We start from the raw sequence: 16,118 nt of genomic DNA, 5'->3' as shown, positions 1-16,118 counted from the left end.
CCGAAGTCTTCAGTGCCGGTCAGGGACCCCGGTCGACCGATCGATGCCGCCGCTCGGGCACCGGATCCCAACCCCCAGGGTGCCAGGGCGCACATTTGAGCAGGCGGACGACCGTCAGCACGGAGCCGACCACGAACCCCCGGGTTCGCAGCGCCTCGACGGCGTATTCGCTGCAGGTGGGGGTGAAACGGCAGGTCGGCATGCGTGTCGGAGACACGTACGTGCGATAGAGCTCGATGCAGAAGATCAACATCCGGGCCGGTGCGGAGCGCACCGACCGCAGCACGCCGTCCGCGTTCATCCCGTCCGTGTTCATCCCGGCCGCCGCGCCGTCGCGACCAGACCCAGTCGGGCGAGGCCGGAGCGAACCTGCCGGTCGAGTTCCTGCGAGGAGGCCGAGGCGGCACCCGGAAGCGCCCGGACGACGACGTCTGCGCCGGCGGGAACCTCGTCGACGAGAGTCGCACAGATATGACGAAGCCGGCGTGCGACTCGATGTCGAATCACCGCCGGCCCGACAGCCTTGCTCACGACGAATCCGAACCGCGGACCGCCGAAACTCACCACCAGCTCGGCCTGCTCCCGCTCGATCGCGTGAACGACCAGATCTCGCCGCCCCTGTCGGCGGCCACGACGAACGGTCTCGGAGAAGTCCGCGCGGCGCCGCAGGCGATACGGCTCAGGTAGCACCCCGAGCTCCCGGAATCGGGGATCAGGCGGTGAGCGAGGTGCGGCCCTTGCGGCGACGCGCCGACACGATCGCACGACCCGCACGGGTCCGCATCCGGAGACGGAAGCCGTGAACGCGCGCGCGGCGTCGGTTGTTCGGCTGGAACGTCCGCTTGCCCTTGGCCACGGTCAACACTCCTCGAAGTTCTATGACGCCGGTCGGCGTCCTCGGTCCAACGTGTACGGAAATCGCATGACACGTGCCGTACGCGAAAAATACTGCGTGGCAGCACGGATCCGTCACTGCTGTATGAGTGACTGTTCGAGGCTACTCGGCGGCAAGCACGAAATCAAACCGCGCCGGCTCGGCACACGCAAGACGACACGCCGCACACCCATTTTCCCGTGCGTCACGTTCGCAACACGAAGTCGTGTGACTCCGTTCACATTCCGGTACGCTCCCGTTCATGGTTTCGCCGGGGTTGTTCCTCGTCGCCCACCACCGCGGTGAGCGGGGCCACTCGCTTCCGCCGCGCGGGCACCGGCGCTGCGCCCGGCCGCCGGTCTGCGCGCGGGCCGGCACGCGCAGTCGCTAGCCCGGGCCGCGCGCGCCGGGCTTCTCGAGACATGTCACACTGGGCACTTCGTGTCCGAGCCGGACCTCGCGTCTCGTCCTCGGCGTGCCCCGCTCTCTACAACTCCCAATCCACATCCCACAGGCCGCCACCCTGTGGTTGTCCACATCTGTGGATAATCGTGTGGAATTCGGATCGAGAGAACTGGGGAGGACGCGACGTGAACGACGAGCCGAACGCGCTGGCCGACGTGTGGCCGGACGTCGTCGCGGAGCTGACCGCCGACGGCGAGGGCCTCAGCAAGGGCCAGAAGGCGTGGCTCGCCCTGGTCAGGCCGATCACCCTGGCGCAGGGTTTCGCCCTCCTGTCGGTTCCGTCCTCGTTCGCGCAGGAGGCCATCGAGCGGGATCTGCGCGAGCCGATCCTCCGCGCGCTCCACCGCACCCTCGGCCATCGCGTCGAGGGACTCGGCGTGCGCATCGAACCCTCGGCGGCCGTCGACGATCCCGCCGAGGACCCCTACGCCGTGCCCCGGGACACGCTGCCCCTCGAGGGCCTGCCGCCGGACCCCCGCGCGCCCGAGCCCCACGCGTTCGATACGCGGCCGATTCCCACCGGACCGCGCGAGCCCGACCCCCGCGACATGGTGCATCCGTTCCGGCGGCGCCGCCCCTCCTCCCTCGACCACGGCATGCTCGAGGTCGACACGGGCGAACTCGAGGAGGTCGACGACGACCGGGAGGCCATGACCGCGGTCCGGGAGTCGTGGCCGTCCTACTTCACCCAGCCGCCGCCGCCCGCCGCCGCGGCACCGACCGGCAGCAGCAGCCTCAACGCGAAGTACACGTTCGACACGTTCGTCATCGGAGCGTCGAACCGGTTCGCCCACGCGGCCGCGGTGGCGATCGCCGAGGCGCCCGCCCGCGCGTACAACCCGCTGTTCATCTGGGGTGCCTCCGGCCTGGGCAAGACGCACCTGCTGCATGCCGCCGGGCACTATGCGCAGCGCCTGTTCCCGGGCATGCGGGTCAAGTACGTCTCCACCGAGGAGTTCACGAACGACTTCATCAACAGCCTCCGCGACGACCGCAAGGTGGCGTTCAAGCGCAGGTACCGCGAGACGGACATCCTCCTCGTCGACGACATCCAGTTCATCGAGGGCAAGGAAGGTATCCAGGAGGAGTTCTTCCACACCTTCAACACCCTGCACAACGCGAACAAGCAGATCGTGGTGTCGTCCGACCGTCCCCCGAAGCAGCTCGCGACGCTCGAGGAGCGCCTGCGGACCCGGTTCGAGTGGGGCCTGATCACCGACGTCCAGCCGCCCGAACTCGAGACCCGCATCGCGATCCTCAGCAAGAAGGCGCGGATGGACCGGCTGGACGTGCCGCACGACGTCCTCGAGTTGATCGCCAGCAGGATCGAACGCAACATCCGCGAACTCGAGGGTGCGCTGATCCGGGTGACGGCCTTCGCGTCCCTCAACCGGCAACCGCTGGACCTGACGCTGGCGGAGGTGGTGCTGCGGGACCTCATCCCCGACTCGACGGCTCTCGAGATCAACTCGGCCACCATCATGGCGGTGACCGCCGAGTACTTCGGCACCTCGATCGACGACCTGTGCGGGCCCGGCAAGGCGCGGCCGCTGGCCCAGGCACGACAGATCGCGATGTATCTGTGCCGCGAGCTCACCGACCTCTCGCTGCCCAAGATCGGGCAGACCTTCGGCCGGGACCACACGACGGTCATGTACGCGGACAAGAAGATTCGCAAGGAGATGACCGAGCGGCGGAAGGTCTACGACCAGGTGCAGGAGCTGACTGCGCGCATCAAGCAGCGCTCCAAGCGCTGAGCCGTACCGCCCTGTGGCAGGGGCCCGGACGATCGCGTCCGGGCCCTTCGTCGTATCCGGGGACGGGCCGGCGGTAGGCGGTGAGTGTGATTCTCGAGACGGATGGGCAGTGACTCACACCTGTGGACAACCGTGTGTACAACGTGGGATCTTTGTGGACGGGCGGTGTACCGATGTTGAACACTCTCGAGATGTCCACATCCGTCCTCGAGAATTCCTCGAGTTCATCCTCGAGAGTGCGGGGCTCGAGAAGCCCGCCCCACCAGCGTAGACGGTCGTTCGTCCACAGATTCCACAACCCCTATTACTACTTCTGTGTTTTCTCTCGAAGATTCCTCTTTCAAAACAGGCTTGTGGAGGACTCGAGTGCACAGGGTCTCGAGAGCCGCGTCCCCCTCGAGCCTCCGGCTTTCCAAGTGCTCCACGAGCGCATACCGTGGAGCGACGTCCCCGCTGCCGACCTCGGTGTCGGGGTCCTGTGCCAGACTTCGTTGAATCGATCGACAGCCATCAGAGCGAAAGGATCCGCCGGGCGATGGAGCTTGGAAGCATGAAGTTTCGTGTCGCTCGCGAGGACTTCGCCGACTCCGTCGCGTGGGTTGCGCGCAGTCTTCCGTCGCGGCCGCCGGTGCCGGTGCTCGGCGGCGTCCTCCTCGGCGCCGACGAGCAGGGACTGACCGTCTCCGGGTTCGACTACGAGGTCTCCGCGCAGGTCCATGTCTCCGCAGAGGTCATCACCCCCGGGCAGGTGCTCGTGTCGGGCCGCCTGCTCGCCGACATCACCCGCGCGCTGCCCAACAAGCCCGTCGACGTGGTGCTCGACGGAACGCGGGTGCTCATCAACTGCGGTAGCGCGAAGTTCTCCCTGCCGACCATGCCGGTCGAGGACTACCCGCAGCTGCCCGAGTTGCCGCAGCAGACCGGTTCGCTGCCCGTGGAGGTGTTCGCCGAGGCGATCAGCCAGGTCGCGGTCGCGGCCGGCAAGGACGACACCCTGCCGATGCTGACCGGTATCCGTGTGGAGATCGACGGCACCCACATGGTGCTTGCGGCCACCGACCGGTTCCGCCTCGCGGTCCGCAAGATCGAGTGGATGCCCACCGCCGACACCGCGACCGCCGCGGTCCTCGTGCCGGCCAAGACTCTCTCCGAGTCGGCGAAAACCGTTGGCGGATCTTCTAATTCGCCCGTCCAGCTCGCACTGGGTGCCGGTTCGTCGGTCGGCGCCGAGGGCCTGCTCGGCATCGTTGCGGACGGCCGGCGCACCACCACCCGCCTCCTCGACGCCGAATTCCCCAAGTTCCGCCAGTTGCTGCCGACCGAGCACACCGCGATGGCGACCGTCGACATCGCGCCGCTCGTGGACGCGATCAAGCGCGTCGCGCTCGTCGCCGAGCGCGGGGCGCAGGTGCGACTCGAGTTCACCGATGGCGGTCTGCTGTTGTCGGCCGGTGGCGACGACGCCGGGCGCGCGGAGGAGTCCCTCGCCGCGGAGTTCCAGGGTGAGCCGCTGATCATCGCGTTCAACCCCGGGTACCTGCTCGACGGTCTCGGCTCGCTGCACAGCGAGAAGGTGTCGTTCGGCTTCACGACGCCGAGCCGTCCCGCGGTGCTGCGACCGGCGCTCGAGGAAGCGCCCGAGCCCGACGCCTCCGGTACGTTCGCCGCCCCGGACAGCGACTACACCTATCTGCTGATGCCGGTGCGCCTGCCGGGCTGACCCGGGGGCAGGAAACGGTCGGAGCCCGTGTACGTTCGCACCTTCTCGTTGCGCGACTTCCGTTCCTGGGAAGCCGTTTCGCTGAATCTGGCGCCGGGGCCGACGGTGTTCCTCGGTCGCAACGGGCACGGCAAGACCAACCTGCTCGAGGCGCTCGGCTACCTGTCGACGCTGACCTCGCACCGGGTGTCCGGCGATGCCCCGCTGTTCCGGAGCGGGACGTCGCGCGCCCAGGTGGGTGCGGTCGTCGTCAACGGCGGCCGGGAACTGGGTATCGACGTCGAACTCAACGAGGGCCGGCCCAACCGGGGCCGGATCAACCAGTCCCCGACCCGGCGGCCGCGCGAGATCCTCGGCATCCTGCGGACGGTGTTGTTCGCGCCGGAGGACCTGTCGCTGGTGCGGGGCGACCCGGGCGACCGGCGCCGGTTCCTCGACGAGCTGCTCGCCACCCGCATCCCGCGGATGAGCGGGGTCCGCGCCGACTACGACAAGGTGCTGCGACAGCGCTCGGCCCTGCTGAAGACGGCCGGGGGTGCGCTGCGCCGCGGCAGCCGGTCCGGCGACGGGGCGAGCGCCCTGGCGACGCTCGACGTGTGGGACGGCCATCTCGCGGCACACGGGTCCGAGCTGCTCGCGGCCCGCGTCGCGCTGCTGCACGAGCTCGCCCCGCACGTCGCCGAGGCGTACCGATCGATCGCCCCCGAGTCACGACCGGCGCTGCTCCGTTACCGCAGCACGGTGGGCGAGGCGCTGCCGCCGGAGTTCGCCGACCCGGCCCGCGCGCCGCGATCCGACGACCGTGAGGTGCTCGAGGCCGCGTTCCTGACCCGGCTGGCGCAGGCGCGGACGAAGGAGATCGAGCGGGGCGTGTGCCTGGTGGGCCCCCACCGCGACGAACTCGACCTGATCCTGGGTGATCAGCCGGCCAAGGGATTCGCCAGCCACGGGGAGTCCTGGTCGTTCGCGCTGGCGCTGCGCCTGGGCGCCTTCTCGCTCCTGCGGGCCGACGGCACCGACCCGGTCCTCATGCTGGACGATGTGTTCGCCGAGCTGGATCGGCGTCGTCGCACCGCGCTCGCCGCCGTCGCGGCCTCGGCCGAGCAGGTACTCATCACCGCCGCGGTCCCCGAGGACGTGCCGGCGGAGCTGTCCGCGGTCCGGTTCGGGGTGCGGGCCGAGGACACCGACCGGGGACGGCTCTCGGTGCTGACCCGGCTCGACGGCGGCGATCCCTCGCAGCCGGATCTGGACGGAACCGTGGACGGAGCACTGCGATGAGCACCGAGAATCCGGGCGAACAACCCCCCGAGCCGCCGCTGCGCGGGATCGACCTGGCCCGTCGCGCGCTGGAGGAGGCCCGTGCGGCCGCGAAGGCGAGCGGGAAGTCGGTGGGGCAGGGGCGCGCGTCACGCGGGGCGCTGCGACCACGGCGCCGCCGTCGCGGCTGGTCGGGCCCGGGCCCCGACGAGCGGGACCCGCAGCCGCTCGGCGCGCTGGCGAACTCGCTGGCCAAGCAGCGGGGATGGTCGGGGCGCGTGTCGGAGGGCACGGTGCTGGGCAGTTGGGCGCGCGTGGTCGGCGACGATATCGCCTCGCACGCGTCGCCGACGACGCTGCGCGACGGGGTGCTGCACGTGTCGGCGGAGTCGACCGCGTGGGCGACCCAGCTGCGCATGATGCAGGCGCAGATCCTCGCGAAGATCGCCGCCGCGGTCGGGCACGGGGTGGTCAAGGAGCTGCGGATCACCGGGCCGACGGCGCCGAGCTGGCGTAAGGGGGAGCGGCACGTCCGCGGCCGCGGACCGCGGGACACGTACGGCTGATCCGACCCTGGATTTATATGTAACCCGATGTTACGTTGAAATCAGCCGGTTGTGCGCTGCCGCACACGTCCGCATCGGGAGGTACGTCCATGTCCACACCACTCATCGAACCGGACCGCGTCCTGCTCCAGGCCCGCAACGTCGAGTTCGACTGGAGCACGCTGCCCCTGCACTGGGTGCCGGGCGATCCGTTCAGCACCCACGTGCTCAACGTCCTGCATCTGTTGCTGCCGGCGGGGGAGGAGTGGTTCGTCGAGACGTTCAAGGAGGCGCTGCCGCTCATCGAGGACGAACAACTGCGCGAAGACGTCGTGGGATTCATCGGCCAGGAATCGGTGCACTCCCACGCTCACCAGGGGGTACTCGAGCAACTCGAGTCGAAGGGTCTCGATCCCACCCCGTTCACGGACCAGATGCGGTGGCTGTTCGGCCGGTTGCTCGGCCGGCGACCGCTGACCGGACTGCGCGCGGAGAACTACCTCGTCGAGCGGCTCGCCATCATCGCCGCCGTCGAGCACGTCACCGCGTTCCTCGGGGACTGGGTCCTCAATGCGAAGGGCCTCGACGCCGCGGGCACCGATCCGACCATGCTCGACCTGCTGCGCTGGCACGGCGCCGAGGAGGTCGAGCATCGCAGCGTCGCCTACGACGTGATGCGCTATTTCGACCCCGGGGAGGCCCGGCGGATCCGCACCCAGCTCCTCGTCACCCCGGTCCTCGTGTGGTTGTGGATCCGCGGTGCCCGATTCCTCATGGCCCACGACCCGGACCTGGCGCGTGCATCGAAACATGTGCGTGCACCCCATCTTTCGGACTGGCTGGCGGCGAGTCGCCGCGGCACGCTACCCGGCCCGGTGGACCTCGGCAGGCGCATGTCGCGGTACTTCCACCGCTCGTACCACCCGAGCCACGAGGGCTCGACCGGTCAGGCGGTCCGCTATCTGGCGTCCTCCCCCGCGGCCCGGGCGGCAGCCCGATGACCGGGGTGCTGCCGCGGCACCGTCGCCCGTCGGACCTGCACGGGCGGAACCGGACCGACCGTGCGATGGGCCTGCTCGGATCCGTCGTGGAGAGCTACCTGCGTCTCGTCACGGCTCTCGGCTACGACGGCGCCGCCGGTGCCGGGGACCCCGATCTGCAGCTGAATCTGGTTGTCACCGAAAAGGACCCGGTGACGGCCGACGGCGACGTGGTGCGGTTGACGCTGCGTGCCCCCGGCGGCGCCGAGCTGCCGGCGTGGCACCCGGGTGCCCACCTCGACTTCCATCTGCCCTCCGGGCGGCGACGGCAGTACTCGCTGTGCGGCGATCACGAGGACCGCACCCGCTACACCGTCGCGGTTCGCCGGATCCCCGGCGGCGGGGGCGGGTCGCTCGAGATGCATGCCCTCGAACCGGGCGACCCGGTGGCCGTGCGCGGTCCGCGCAACGGGTTCCCGTTCGTCGCCGAGGGTGCGGCCCTGTTCGTCGCCGGCGGGATCGGCATCACTCCCGTCCTGGCGATGACCCGCGCCGCGGACCGTGCCGGAATGGACTGGCGGCTCGTCTACACCGGACGCACCCGGGCCGCGATGCCGTTCCTCAACGAGATCGGAACATGGGATCCGTCAAGGGTTTTCGTACGTCCGGACGACGAGTACGGCACGCCGACGGGCGCCGACCTGCTCGCCGGCGCCCCCGCCGGCGGGGCCGTCTACTGTTGTGGGCCCACCCCGATGCTGGACGCGGTGCGTGCCGGCATCGACGCCACGGGGGCGTCGGCCCTGCACTTCGAGCGGTTCGGTGCCCCACCCGTCGTCGACGGCCGGGCCTTCGAGGTCCAACTGGCGAGCACCGGAGAGGTGCTCGCCGTCCCAGCCGACGAATCGGCGCTCGAAGTGATCCGCCGGCGCCGGCCCGGCATCGGCTACTCGTGCCGGCAGGGGTTCTGCGGAACCTGCCGGGTGCGGGTCCTGTCCGGCACCCCCGACCACCGCGAGAACCGGCTCACCCCCGAGGAACGTCGCGAGGAGATGCTCGTCTGTGTCTCGCGCGCCGACGGTGGCCGGCTCGTACTCGACCTCTGAGGGAGAACATGACCACTCGTACCGTCACGAACGGAGCCGTCCGCCTCCACGTCGTCGAGGAGGGCAACCCGCAGGGGCCGACCCTCGTGCTGGTCCACGGCTGGCCCGACACGCATGCCCTGTGGGACCGCGTGGTGCCCGCGCTGGCCGGCGACTTCCGGATCGTCCGGTTCGACAACCGCGGTGCCGGCGCGTCGACCGTGCCGCGCGACGTCGCGGCCTACCGGCTCGAACTGCTCGCCGCGGACCTGTTCGCGGTGATCGACGCGGTGAGCCCGGACGCGCCGGTGCACCTGCTCGGGCACGACTGGGGGTCGGTGCTGGGCTGGGAGGCCGTGTGCGAACCCGGGGCGGCGGAGCGGATCGCGTCGTACACCTCGGTGTCCGGGCCGAACCTCGACCACCTCGCGCTGTGGATGCGTCGCCGGCTGGGGGAGCGGCGCCCGCTCGGCCCGCTCGAGCAGGCCGTGGCGTCGTCCTACACGGTGCTGTTCCAGACCCCCGGCCTGCCCGTGCCCGCGCTGCGGTGGTGGTTCTCCCGGCACTGGCCCCGATTCGTCGGGTTCTTCGACCGCTCCGACCCGGCCCTGATCGGACCCGTCGCGCCCACGCTCGCCGACGACATGGTGCACGGCCTGAAGCTGTACCGGGCGAACCTGCGCCGGCGGCTCCGCGCGCCGCGCGAGCGGCGCACCGACGTCCCCGTTCAGCTGATCCAGGGCCTGCGGGACCGGGCGGTGCGGCCGGTCGGGTACGAGGACACCGAGAAGTGGGTCACCGATCTGCGCCGGGAACCGCTCGACGCCGGGCACTGGTCGCCGCGCTCGCATGCCGGGGAGCTCGCGGCCGCGACCGCGCGCTTCGTGCGCGACGTCGAGGCGCGGCACACTGTCCGAACCTCGTCGCCCTAGCGATTCACCCTCCCGTACTCGCGACGCCGCGCCTGCGGGCCGGTGAGCGGCGTCGGCGGCCCGTCCTGTGTCGGACGGGGCAAGTACGCTTCCGGGCAGTAGGATGAATTCCGAATGCGTGCGCGTGTGCGCGAGACCCAGGCGGAAGAAGGAGAGCTACCAACCCGTGGCTGCCCAGAAGTCGAACAAGAGCAACAGTGAGTACGGTGCTTCCTCCATCACCGTCCTCGAGGGTCTCGAGGCGGTGCGCAAGCGCCCCGGCATGTACATCGGTTCCACCGGTGAGCGCGGCCTGCACCACCTGATCTGGGAGGTCGTCGACAACTCGGTCGACGAGGCGATGGCCGGCCATGCCACCAAGGTCGAGGTGACCCTCCTCGAGGACGGCGGCGTGCAGGTCGTCGACGACGGCCGCGGCATCCCCGTCGGGATGCACGCCTCCGGCATCCCGACCGTCGAGGTCGTGCTGACCCAGCTGCACGCGGGCGGCAAGTTCGATTCCGATGCCTACGCCGTCTCCGGCGGTCTGCACGGCGTCGGCATCTCGGTGGTCAACGCGCTGTCCACCCGGCTCGAGGTGGAGATCGACAACGACGGCTACCACTGGGAGCAGACGTACCTGTCGTCGAAGCCCGGCGAACTGATCAGGGGCGAGCCCACGCGGGCCACCGGCACCACCGTCCGGTTCTGGTCGGACCCGGACATCTTCGAGACCACGACCTACAACTTCGAGACGGTCGCGCGGCGCCTGCAGGAGATGGCGTTCCTCAACAAGGGCCTGACGATCACGCTGACCGACGAGCGGGTCGCCCCCGAGGAGGTCACCGACGAGGTCGTCAGCGAGCTCGCCGAGGCACCGAAGAAGGCCGAGGAGCAGGAACAGGCCGAGGCCGAGCAGCATCACAAGGTCAAGACCCGCGTCTACCACTACCCGGGTGGCCTCGAGGACTACGTGCGGCACATCAACCGCACCAAGCAGCCGATCCACAACTCGGTCGTCGGCTTCACCGCGAAGGGCACCGGCCACGAGCTCGAGGTCGCGATGCAGTGGAACTCGGGCTACTCCGAGTCGGTCCACACCTTCGCCAACACGATCAACACCCACGAGGGCGGCACCCACGAGGAGGGCTTCCGCGCGGCCCTGACCTCGGTGGTCAACAAGTACGCGAAGGACAAGAAGCTCCTCAAGGACAAGGACCCGAACCTCACCGGCGACGACATCCGCGAGGGACTGGCCGCGATCATCTCGGTCAAGGTCGGCGAACCGCAGTTCGAGGGCCAGACCAAGACCAAGCTCGGCAACACCGAGGTCAAGTCGTTCGTGCAGAAGGCCTGCAACGAGCACCTGTCGCACTGGCTCGAGGCGAACCCGGCCGACGCGAAGACCATCGTGACGAAGGCGGTCTCGTCCGCGCAGGCCCGCGTCGCCGCCCGCAAGGCGCGCGAGCTGGTCCGGCGCAAGTCCGCCACCGATCTCGGCGGGCTGCCCGGCAAGCTGGCGGACTGCCGGTCGAACGACCCGAGCAAGTCCGAGATCTACATCGTCGAGGGCGACTCCGCCGGTGGCTCCGCGAAGTCGGGACGCGACTCGATGTACCAGGCGATTCTGCCGCTGCGCGGCAAGATCATCAATGTCGAGAAGGCGCGCATCGATCGCGTGCTGAAGAACAACGAGGTCCAGGCGATCATCACCGCCTTTGGCACCGGTATCCACGACGAGTTCGACATCGCGAAGCTGCGCTACCACAAGATCGTGCTGATGGCCGACGCCGACGTCGACGGCCAGCACATCGCCACGCTGCTGCTGACGCTGCTGTTCCGCTTCATGCGTCCGCTGGTCGAGCACGGCCACGTGTACCTGGCGCAGCCGCCGTTGTACAAGCTCAAGTGGCAGCGTTCCGAGCCCGAGTTCGCGTACTCCGACCGGGAGCGTGACGGCCTGCTCGAGCGCGGTCTCGCCGCCGGCAAGAAGATCAACAAGGACGACGGCATCCAGCGTTACAAGGGTCTCGGCGAGATGAACGCCAAGGAACTGTGGGAGACCACCATGGATCCCAGCGTGCGCGTGCTGCGTCAGGTGACGCTCGACGACGCGGCCGCAGCCGACGAGCTGTTCAGCATCCTGATGGGCGAGGACGTCGAGGCACGTCGCAGTTTCATCACCCGTAACGCCAAGGACGTTCGCTTCCTGGACGTCTGACCGGGTTCCGCGGCGCCGGAGAGGGCGGCGGAAGGGGTGTGTGACGAGGTTCACACCACCGCTTTCGCTGCCCTTCGGCGCGTCGGGTGCGCGTTCCCGGGCCGCGAATGTTACTGGTCGGTAGAGTTTTCGGCTCGGTGACCGGCTCGGGGCGCGACTCCCGCCGGTTCCGGGAGTGGTCGTGCTCCTTTCGTTATCCGCACTCGGACGGATATGGTGCGTGCACTCAGGAACGTCTCTTCCGACCACTCCACCCGCAGCCGCACCTCCTCGACACCGAGCGGTGTGGCGCGGGTGTGGGTCGGCGGCGGAAACCGGGTGGAAAGTGAGCTGTGAAGATGAGTGACGAATCGCCACCTCGGCAGCGGTGGTGGAACATCGAAGGGTGGGGCCTTCGCTGGAAGGTGACCGCCGTTCTCGCCGTTCCCGTGACCGTGGCAATGGTGCTGGGCGGCCTGCGCGTGCAGCAGGAGCTCTCCAACGCCGTCCACTTCTCGTCCGCTGCCGACCAGGTGGCCGTCGTGCCCGACCTCGTCGACTTCGGTACCGCCTTCGGTACCGCCTCCGCGACGCTGGCCGCCGGCACCGGCATCACGAACGAGATCGAGAACCTCGACGCGACACTGGAACGCGTCCGGGCGGTGTCCCAGAATCCGGAGCTGGATCCGGTCATCGCCGCGGACCTCACCCGCACCGTGGCCGCCGCCGAGGCGCTGCGAGACCGTATCGCGGCCGGCAACATCCCGCTCCCCGAGCTCAACGAGCAGACCAATGCCATCCGCAAGGACCTGATCCGCATCGTCGAGGCGATCGTCGAGCCGATCGAGGATCCGTCCGTGCTCGCCGAGGGCACCCGGCTCGTCGACGCCTGGGCGTCGCAGCGCTACCTGTTCGATCAGGTGATGGGCATCGTGGCGATCCTGCGGGACCCGGACCAGCCGGGCACCACCCTGGTGTCCGCGTCCGGCTCCGAGCTCGCCATGCTCGAGACGCTCGCCCGGTCGTATCCGGCGTCCGACGCCCAGATCCAGGAGCTGCGCAACGGCGTCGCCGAGCGCACCGCGATGATCGACGCCGCCGGCGACGGGCCGCTGCCCATCCTGAACCTGCGCTCGTCGCTGCTGCAGAGCGTCGAGGTCTACGGCACCCTCATCGACGAGGCGTCCGACGCGATCAGCGAGACCGTTCTCGCCCGCGCCTCCGACACCCGCTCCGCCGCCCTCCGCGACACCGCGATCGTGCTCGGTGCCCTGCTCGCCGCGCTCGTCCTGGCGCTTCTCGTGTCGCGGTCGCTCGTCGGCCCGATCCGCCGCCTGCGCTACGGCGCTCTCAAGGTCGCCCGGCAGGAACTCCCCGACGCCATCGACCGCATCAAGGTGGGTGACAACGTCGAGGACATCGAGTTCACGCGGGTCCCGGTGCACACGACCGAGGAGGTCGGCCAGCTCGCCCGCGCCGTCGACGACATGCACGGGCAGGCCCTGCGCCTCGCCGGCGAGCAGGCCCACCTCCGCCTGCAGATCAACGACATGTTCGAGACCCTCGCCCGGCGCAGCAAGTCGCTCGTCGAGCAGCAGCTCGGCCTCATCGAACGACTCGAGTACGAGGAGAAGGATCCGGCCCGGCTCGAGAGCCTGTTCCGACTCGACCACCTCGCGGCGCGCATGCGCCGTAACGGCGACAACCTGCTGATCCTCTCGGGCACCCGGATGCGGCGCGGCCACTCCGCGCCCGTACAGCTCGGTGACATCCTGCGTGCCGCGATGTCCGAGGTGGAGGACTACCAGCGCGTCCAGATCGGCTCGACGCCGGAAGGCGCACTCAGCGGCACGGTCGCCACGGACATCGTCCACCTGCTCGCCGAGCTCGTCGACAACTCGCTGCGGGCGTCCCCGCCGGACAGCACCGTGACGTTCAGCTTCGCCCGGGCCGTCGACGGTGGCCTGCTCGTCGAGATCGCCGACCGCGGTATCGGGATCCCGGCCGAGGAACTCGACGCGATCAACGAGCGGCTTGCTCTCGGTGGCGAGGTCGGTCCCGACACCGCCCGCCACATGGGTCTGTTCGTGGTCTCGCGCCTCGCGGCGCGGCACGGCCTCACCGTGCGGCTGCGCCCGACGTTCGACACCGCACGCAACCCGGGCATCACCGCCAGCGTCCACATTCCCGACGTGCTCCTCGTCTCGCCGCTCGCCCTGTCGCAGACCGGGCCGCAGCCGCGCATGGGCGAGGACGGCCGTCCGGCCGAGGCCCTGGCTCCGCGGCCGCCGCGCGACGTCGCGGCCCCGGCCCTGCCGGAACGCACCCCCGCGCCGGAATCGCCGCTGCCGCAGCGCCAGCCGGCACCCGTTCCTCCGGAGCCATCCGCGGGTCTGCCGCAGCGCCAGCCGGGGACCACTCCCGGTCTGCCGCAGCGCCGCCCCGGCTCGACTCCCGGTCTGCCGCAGCGTCAGCCGGGTGTCACCCCGGGTCCTGTGCCGCGCCAGCCCACGCCGCTGTCGGAACTGCCCCGACGGCAACCCGGTCCGACGCCGGTCCTGCCGCCGCGCCGCTCGGAGACGGTCTCGTCTGCTCCTGCTCCCGCCGCGGCCGCTCCGGCCTCGCCCGAGTCGGCTCCGTCGTCCGCGGGCAGCGGTCTGCCGCAGCGCCGGCCGGGTGCCACGCCGGGTCTGTCGCCGCAGCCGGCTCCGGCCACCGCGGGCAATGGTCTGCCGCAGCGCCGGCCGGGTGCCACGCCGGGTCTGTCGCCGCAGCCGGCTCCGTCGTCCGCGGGCAATGGTCTGCCGCAGCGCCGGCCGGGTGCCACGCCGGGTCTGTCGCCGCAGCCGTCCGCTGCTGTGCCGGGCAGCGGTGCGTCGGGGAACGGTGCGTCGGGCAGCGGTGCGTCGGGCAACGGTCTGCCGCAGCGCCGCCCCGGGAGCACTCCCGGGCTGCCGACGCCGCCGGCCGCCGCCGATTCCTCCCTGCCGCAGCAGCATTCCGAGCAGTCCGCAGACCCGGCCGCCGCGTCCGCCGGCCACGGCAGCGCAGCAGCCGACGGGCAGCCGGGCCGCGCCGCACGGCATCGGTACCGGACGAACCCGGCCAAGACGGCCGCGTTCTTCCAGCCGCGGCCCGACGTCAACACGCTGCGTCCGGGTGCCGGCACGCCGATCTTCGCCGACATGATGTCGAGCTGGCTCGTCGATCCGACGAGCCTGCCGGAGGACCGTCGGCCGGAGTGGAACTCGCGGGCGGACGTCGGTTGGAGGGCCGCCCAGGAGGCGGCGCAAGCCCCGGTGGAGCAACTCACCACCGCGGGTCTTCCGCGACGTGCACCCGGTCATAGGCTGGTGCCCGGTGCGGTCGCCTCCCCGGCGACCGGATCTGTGCCGGCTGTTCGGCGGCGCGACCCGGAGGCCATCCGGGCCAACCTGAGCCGTCACCAGCAAGGGGTTCGCAACGGGCGGGCCTCCGCGCACGCGTCCACCCAGACCGACGAACAGGGAGTTCGATGAACATTGACCATGGATCCGACGTAACTCGTCCTCTGGACTGGTTGGTGTCGAACTTCGCGCGCGAGGTTCCCGGCGTCTCGCACGCCGTGCTCGTGTCCGCGGACGGCCTCCTGATGGCGGCCAGCGCACACCTGCCTGTCGACCGTGCCGAGCAGCTCGCTGCCGTCACGTCCGGCCTGGCCAGCCTGTCCAACGGCGTGTCCCAGCTCTTCGAGGGCGGCGGAGTGCTCCAGTCCGTCGTGGAGATGCAGCACGGTTACCTGCTGCTGATGAGCGTGGGTGACGGCTCGCACCTTGCGACCCTGACCGCCTCGGAATGCGACATCGGACAGGTCGGTTACGAGATGGCACTCCTGGTCGATCGTGTGGGGGCGTCGGTCGAGGCCACTCCGCGCATCGGTCTGGGGTCCTGACGTCGAGGTGGCCATGGAAGAACGCAAGCCGGAGTCGCCGCCGGCCCAGCCCAGTCTGGTCCGGCCGTACTCACTGACTTCGGGACGGACCAGCCCCGCGGTCGAGCTGGCGTTGGAGGCACTGATCCAGGTCCTCCCGGGCACGGACGACCGTGCCCGGGACCTGGACAACATCAATGCCACGATCGTGGCTTTGTGCAGAGAGTCCCCGTCGGTCGCCGAGATCGCGGCGCGGGTGGGTGTGCCGATCGGGGTGGCGCGCGTACTCGTGGCGGATCTCGTCGAAGCCGGGCACGTACGGATCCTGGCCACCCTGAAAGACGATTCGAGCGACGCGGAGCGTCGTGAGCTGATTGAAAGGGTCCTCAGTGGACTTCGCGAACTCTAACT

General features: G+C 70.1%; 14 protein-coding genes. 11 read left to right on the top strand and 3 right to left on the bottom strand.

The genetic code is table 11. The annotated features are described in order from the left end of the window. Window positions 1-19: 19 nt before the first annotated feature. The 3 genes from yidD to rpmH are packed head-to-tail and all read right to left on the bottom strand — an operon-like array spanning window position 20 to window position 856. The gene (gene yidD, locus G6039_RS04405) at window positions 20-301 is read right to left on the bottom strand and encodes a membrane protein insertion efficiency factor YidD (RefSeq protein WP_006934452.1); all 282 of its coding nucleotides are present in this window, start codon (window positions 299-301) and stop codon (window positions 20-22) included. Window positions 302-312: 11 nt separating this feature from the next. Next, the gene (rnpA, locus tag G6039_RS04400) at window positions 313-690 is read right to left on the bottom strand and encodes a ribonuclease P protein component (protein WP_006934454.1); all 378 of its coding nucleotides are present in this window, start codon (window positions 688-690) and stop codon (window positions 313-315) included. Window positions 691-712: 22 nt separating this feature from the next. Continuing rightward, complete coding sequence (gene rpmH / locus G6039_RS04395) at window positions 713-856, bottom strand: 50S ribosomal protein L34 (protein ID WP_006934459.1); 144 nt, start codon at window positions 854-856, stop codon at window positions 713-715. 608 nt (window positions 857-1,464) lie between these two features. Between rpmH and dnaA the strand changes: the two genes are divergently transcribed. The 11 genes from dnaA to G6039_RS04340 all read left to right on the top strand — a co-directional run bounded on the left by dnaA (window position 1,465) and on the right by G6039_RS04340 (window position 16,116). Continuing rightward, a complete protein-coding gene (gene dnaA / locus G6039_RS04390) occupies window positions 1,465-3,096 on the top strand; it encodes a chromosomal replication initiator protein DnaA (protein WP_029546802.1) in 1,632 nt (543 codons plus the stop codon). Between the two features lie 535 nt (window positions 3,097-3,631). Further along, on the top strand, window positions 3,632-4,816 hold the full coding sequence (gene dnaN, locus G6039_RS04385) for a DNA polymerase III subunit beta (RefSeq protein ID WP_029546803.1): 1,185 nt from the start codon (window positions 3,632-3,634) through the stop codon (window positions 4,814-4,816). 27 nt (window positions 4,817-4,843) lie between these two features. Further along, entirely contained in the window at window positions 4,844-6,097 is a 1,254-nt protein-coding gene (gene recF / locus G6039_RS04380; protein ID WP_029546804.1) for a DNA replication/repair protein RecF, read from the top strand. Beyond that, window positions 6,094-6,642: a DUF721 family protein gene (locus G6039_RS04375; RefSeq protein ID WP_043799108.1), complete on the top strand. Its 549-nt coding sequence runs from the start codon at window positions 6,094-6,096 to the stop codon at window positions 6,640-6,642. Before recF ends, G6039_RS04375 begins: the two co-directional genes overlap by 4 nt. Before the next feature lie 89 nt (window positions 6,643-6,731). Continuing rightward, window positions 6,732-7,622 carry a metal-dependent hydrolase gene (locus G6039_RS04370; protein ID WP_029546805.1) on the top strand — a complete coding sequence of 297 codons (891 nt, stop codon included), beginning with the start codon at window positions 6,732-6,734 and terminating at the stop codon, window positions 7,620-7,622. Continuing rightward, window positions 7,619-8,707, top strand: coding sequence for a PDR/VanB family oxidoreductase (locus G6039_RS04365; protein ID WP_043799106.1), 1,089 nt, complete (start codon window positions 7,619-7,621; stop codon window positions 8,705-8,707). Before G6039_RS04370 ends, G6039_RS04365 begins: the two co-directional genes overlap by 4 nt. 8 nt (window positions 8,708-8,715) lie before the next feature. Further along, a complete protein-coding gene (locus tag G6039_RS04360) occupies window positions 8,716-9,618 on the top strand; it encodes an alpha/beta fold hydrolase (protein ID WP_043799104.1) in 903 nt (300 codons plus the stop codon). A gap of 166 nt (window positions 9,619-9,784) precedes the next feature. After that, window positions 9,785-11,818 (top strand): DNA topoisomerase (ATP-hydrolyzing) subunit B, encoded by a 2,034-nt coding sequence (gene gyrB, locus G6039_RS04355; RefSeq protein WP_006934474.1) that lies wholly within the window; start codon window positions 9,785-9,787, stop codon window positions 11,816-11,818. 338 nt (window positions 11,819-12,156) lie between these two features. Beyond that, window positions 12,157-15,315: a sensor histidine kinase gene (locus G6039_RS04350; protein WP_200868111.1), complete on the top strand. Its 3,159-nt coding sequence runs from the start codon at window positions 12,157-12,159 to the stop codon at window positions 15,313-15,315. After that, window positions 15,312-15,728, top strand: a complete 417-nt coding sequence (locus tag G6039_RS04345) for a roadblock/LC7 domain-containing protein (protein ID WP_006934478.1) — start codon at window positions 15,312-15,314, stop codon at window positions 15,726-15,728. The genes G6039_RS04350 and G6039_RS04345 overlap by 4 nt, the downstream gene beginning before the upstream one ends. 13 nt (window positions 15,729-15,741) lie before the next feature. Beyond that, window positions 15,742-16,116, top strand: coding sequence for a DUF742 domain-containing protein (locus G6039_RS04340; RefSeq protein ID WP_006934479.1), 375 nt, complete (start codon window positions 15,742-15,744; stop codon window positions 16,114-16,116). Window positions 16,117-16,118: the final 2 nt, after the last annotated feature.

The sequence above is a fragment of the Rhodococcus aetherivorans genome (assembly GCF_011058165.1).
Classification (GTDB): domain Bacteria; phylum Actinomycetota; class Actinomycetes; order Mycobacteriales; family Mycobacteriaceae; genus Rhodococcus; species Rhodococcus aetherivorans.
The sequence above is the reverse complement of the archived record's forward strand: the minus strand, read 5'-3'. Positions and strand labels throughout refer to the sequence as shown.

Excerpts from the sequence above, each read along its gene's own strand:
- G6039_RS04340 (WP_006934479.1), top strand. The coding sequence starts at position 15,742 with ATGGAAGAACGCAAGCCGGAGTCGCCGCCGGCCCAGCCCAGTCTGGTC.
- G6039_RS04360 (WP_043799104.1), top strand. The coding sequence starts at position 8,716 with ATGACCACTCGTACCGTCACGAACGGAGCCGTCCGCCTCCACGTCGTC.
- G6039_RS04365 (WP_043799106.1), top strand. The coding sequence starts at position 7,619 with ATGACCGGGGTGCTGCCGCGGCACCGTCGCCCGTCGGACCTGCACGGG.
- dnaN (WP_029546803.1), top strand. The coding sequence starts at position 3,632 with ATGGAGCTTGGAAGCATGAAGTTTCGTGTCGCTCGCGAGGACTTCGCC.
- yidD (WP_006934452.1), bottom strand. The coding sequence starts at position 301 with ATGAACGCGGACGGCGTGCTGCGGTCGGTGCGCTCCGCACCGGCCCGG.
- G6039_RS04350 (WP_200868111.1), top strand. The coding sequence starts at position 12,157 with ATGAGTGACGAATCGCCACCTCGGCAGCGGTGGTGGAACATCGAAGGG.
- G6039_RS04375 (WP_043799108.1), top strand. The coding sequence starts at position 6,094 with ATGAGCACCGAGAATCCGGGCGAACAACCCCCCGAGCCGCCGCTGCGC.
- G6039_RS04345 (WP_006934478.1), top strand. The coding sequence starts at position 15,312 with ATGAACATTGACCATGGATCCGACGTAACTCGTCCTCTGGACTGGTTG.
- G6039_RS04370 (WP_029546805.1), top strand. The coding sequence starts at position 6,732 with ATGTCCACACCACTCATCGAACCGGACCGCGTCCTGCTCCAGGCCCGC.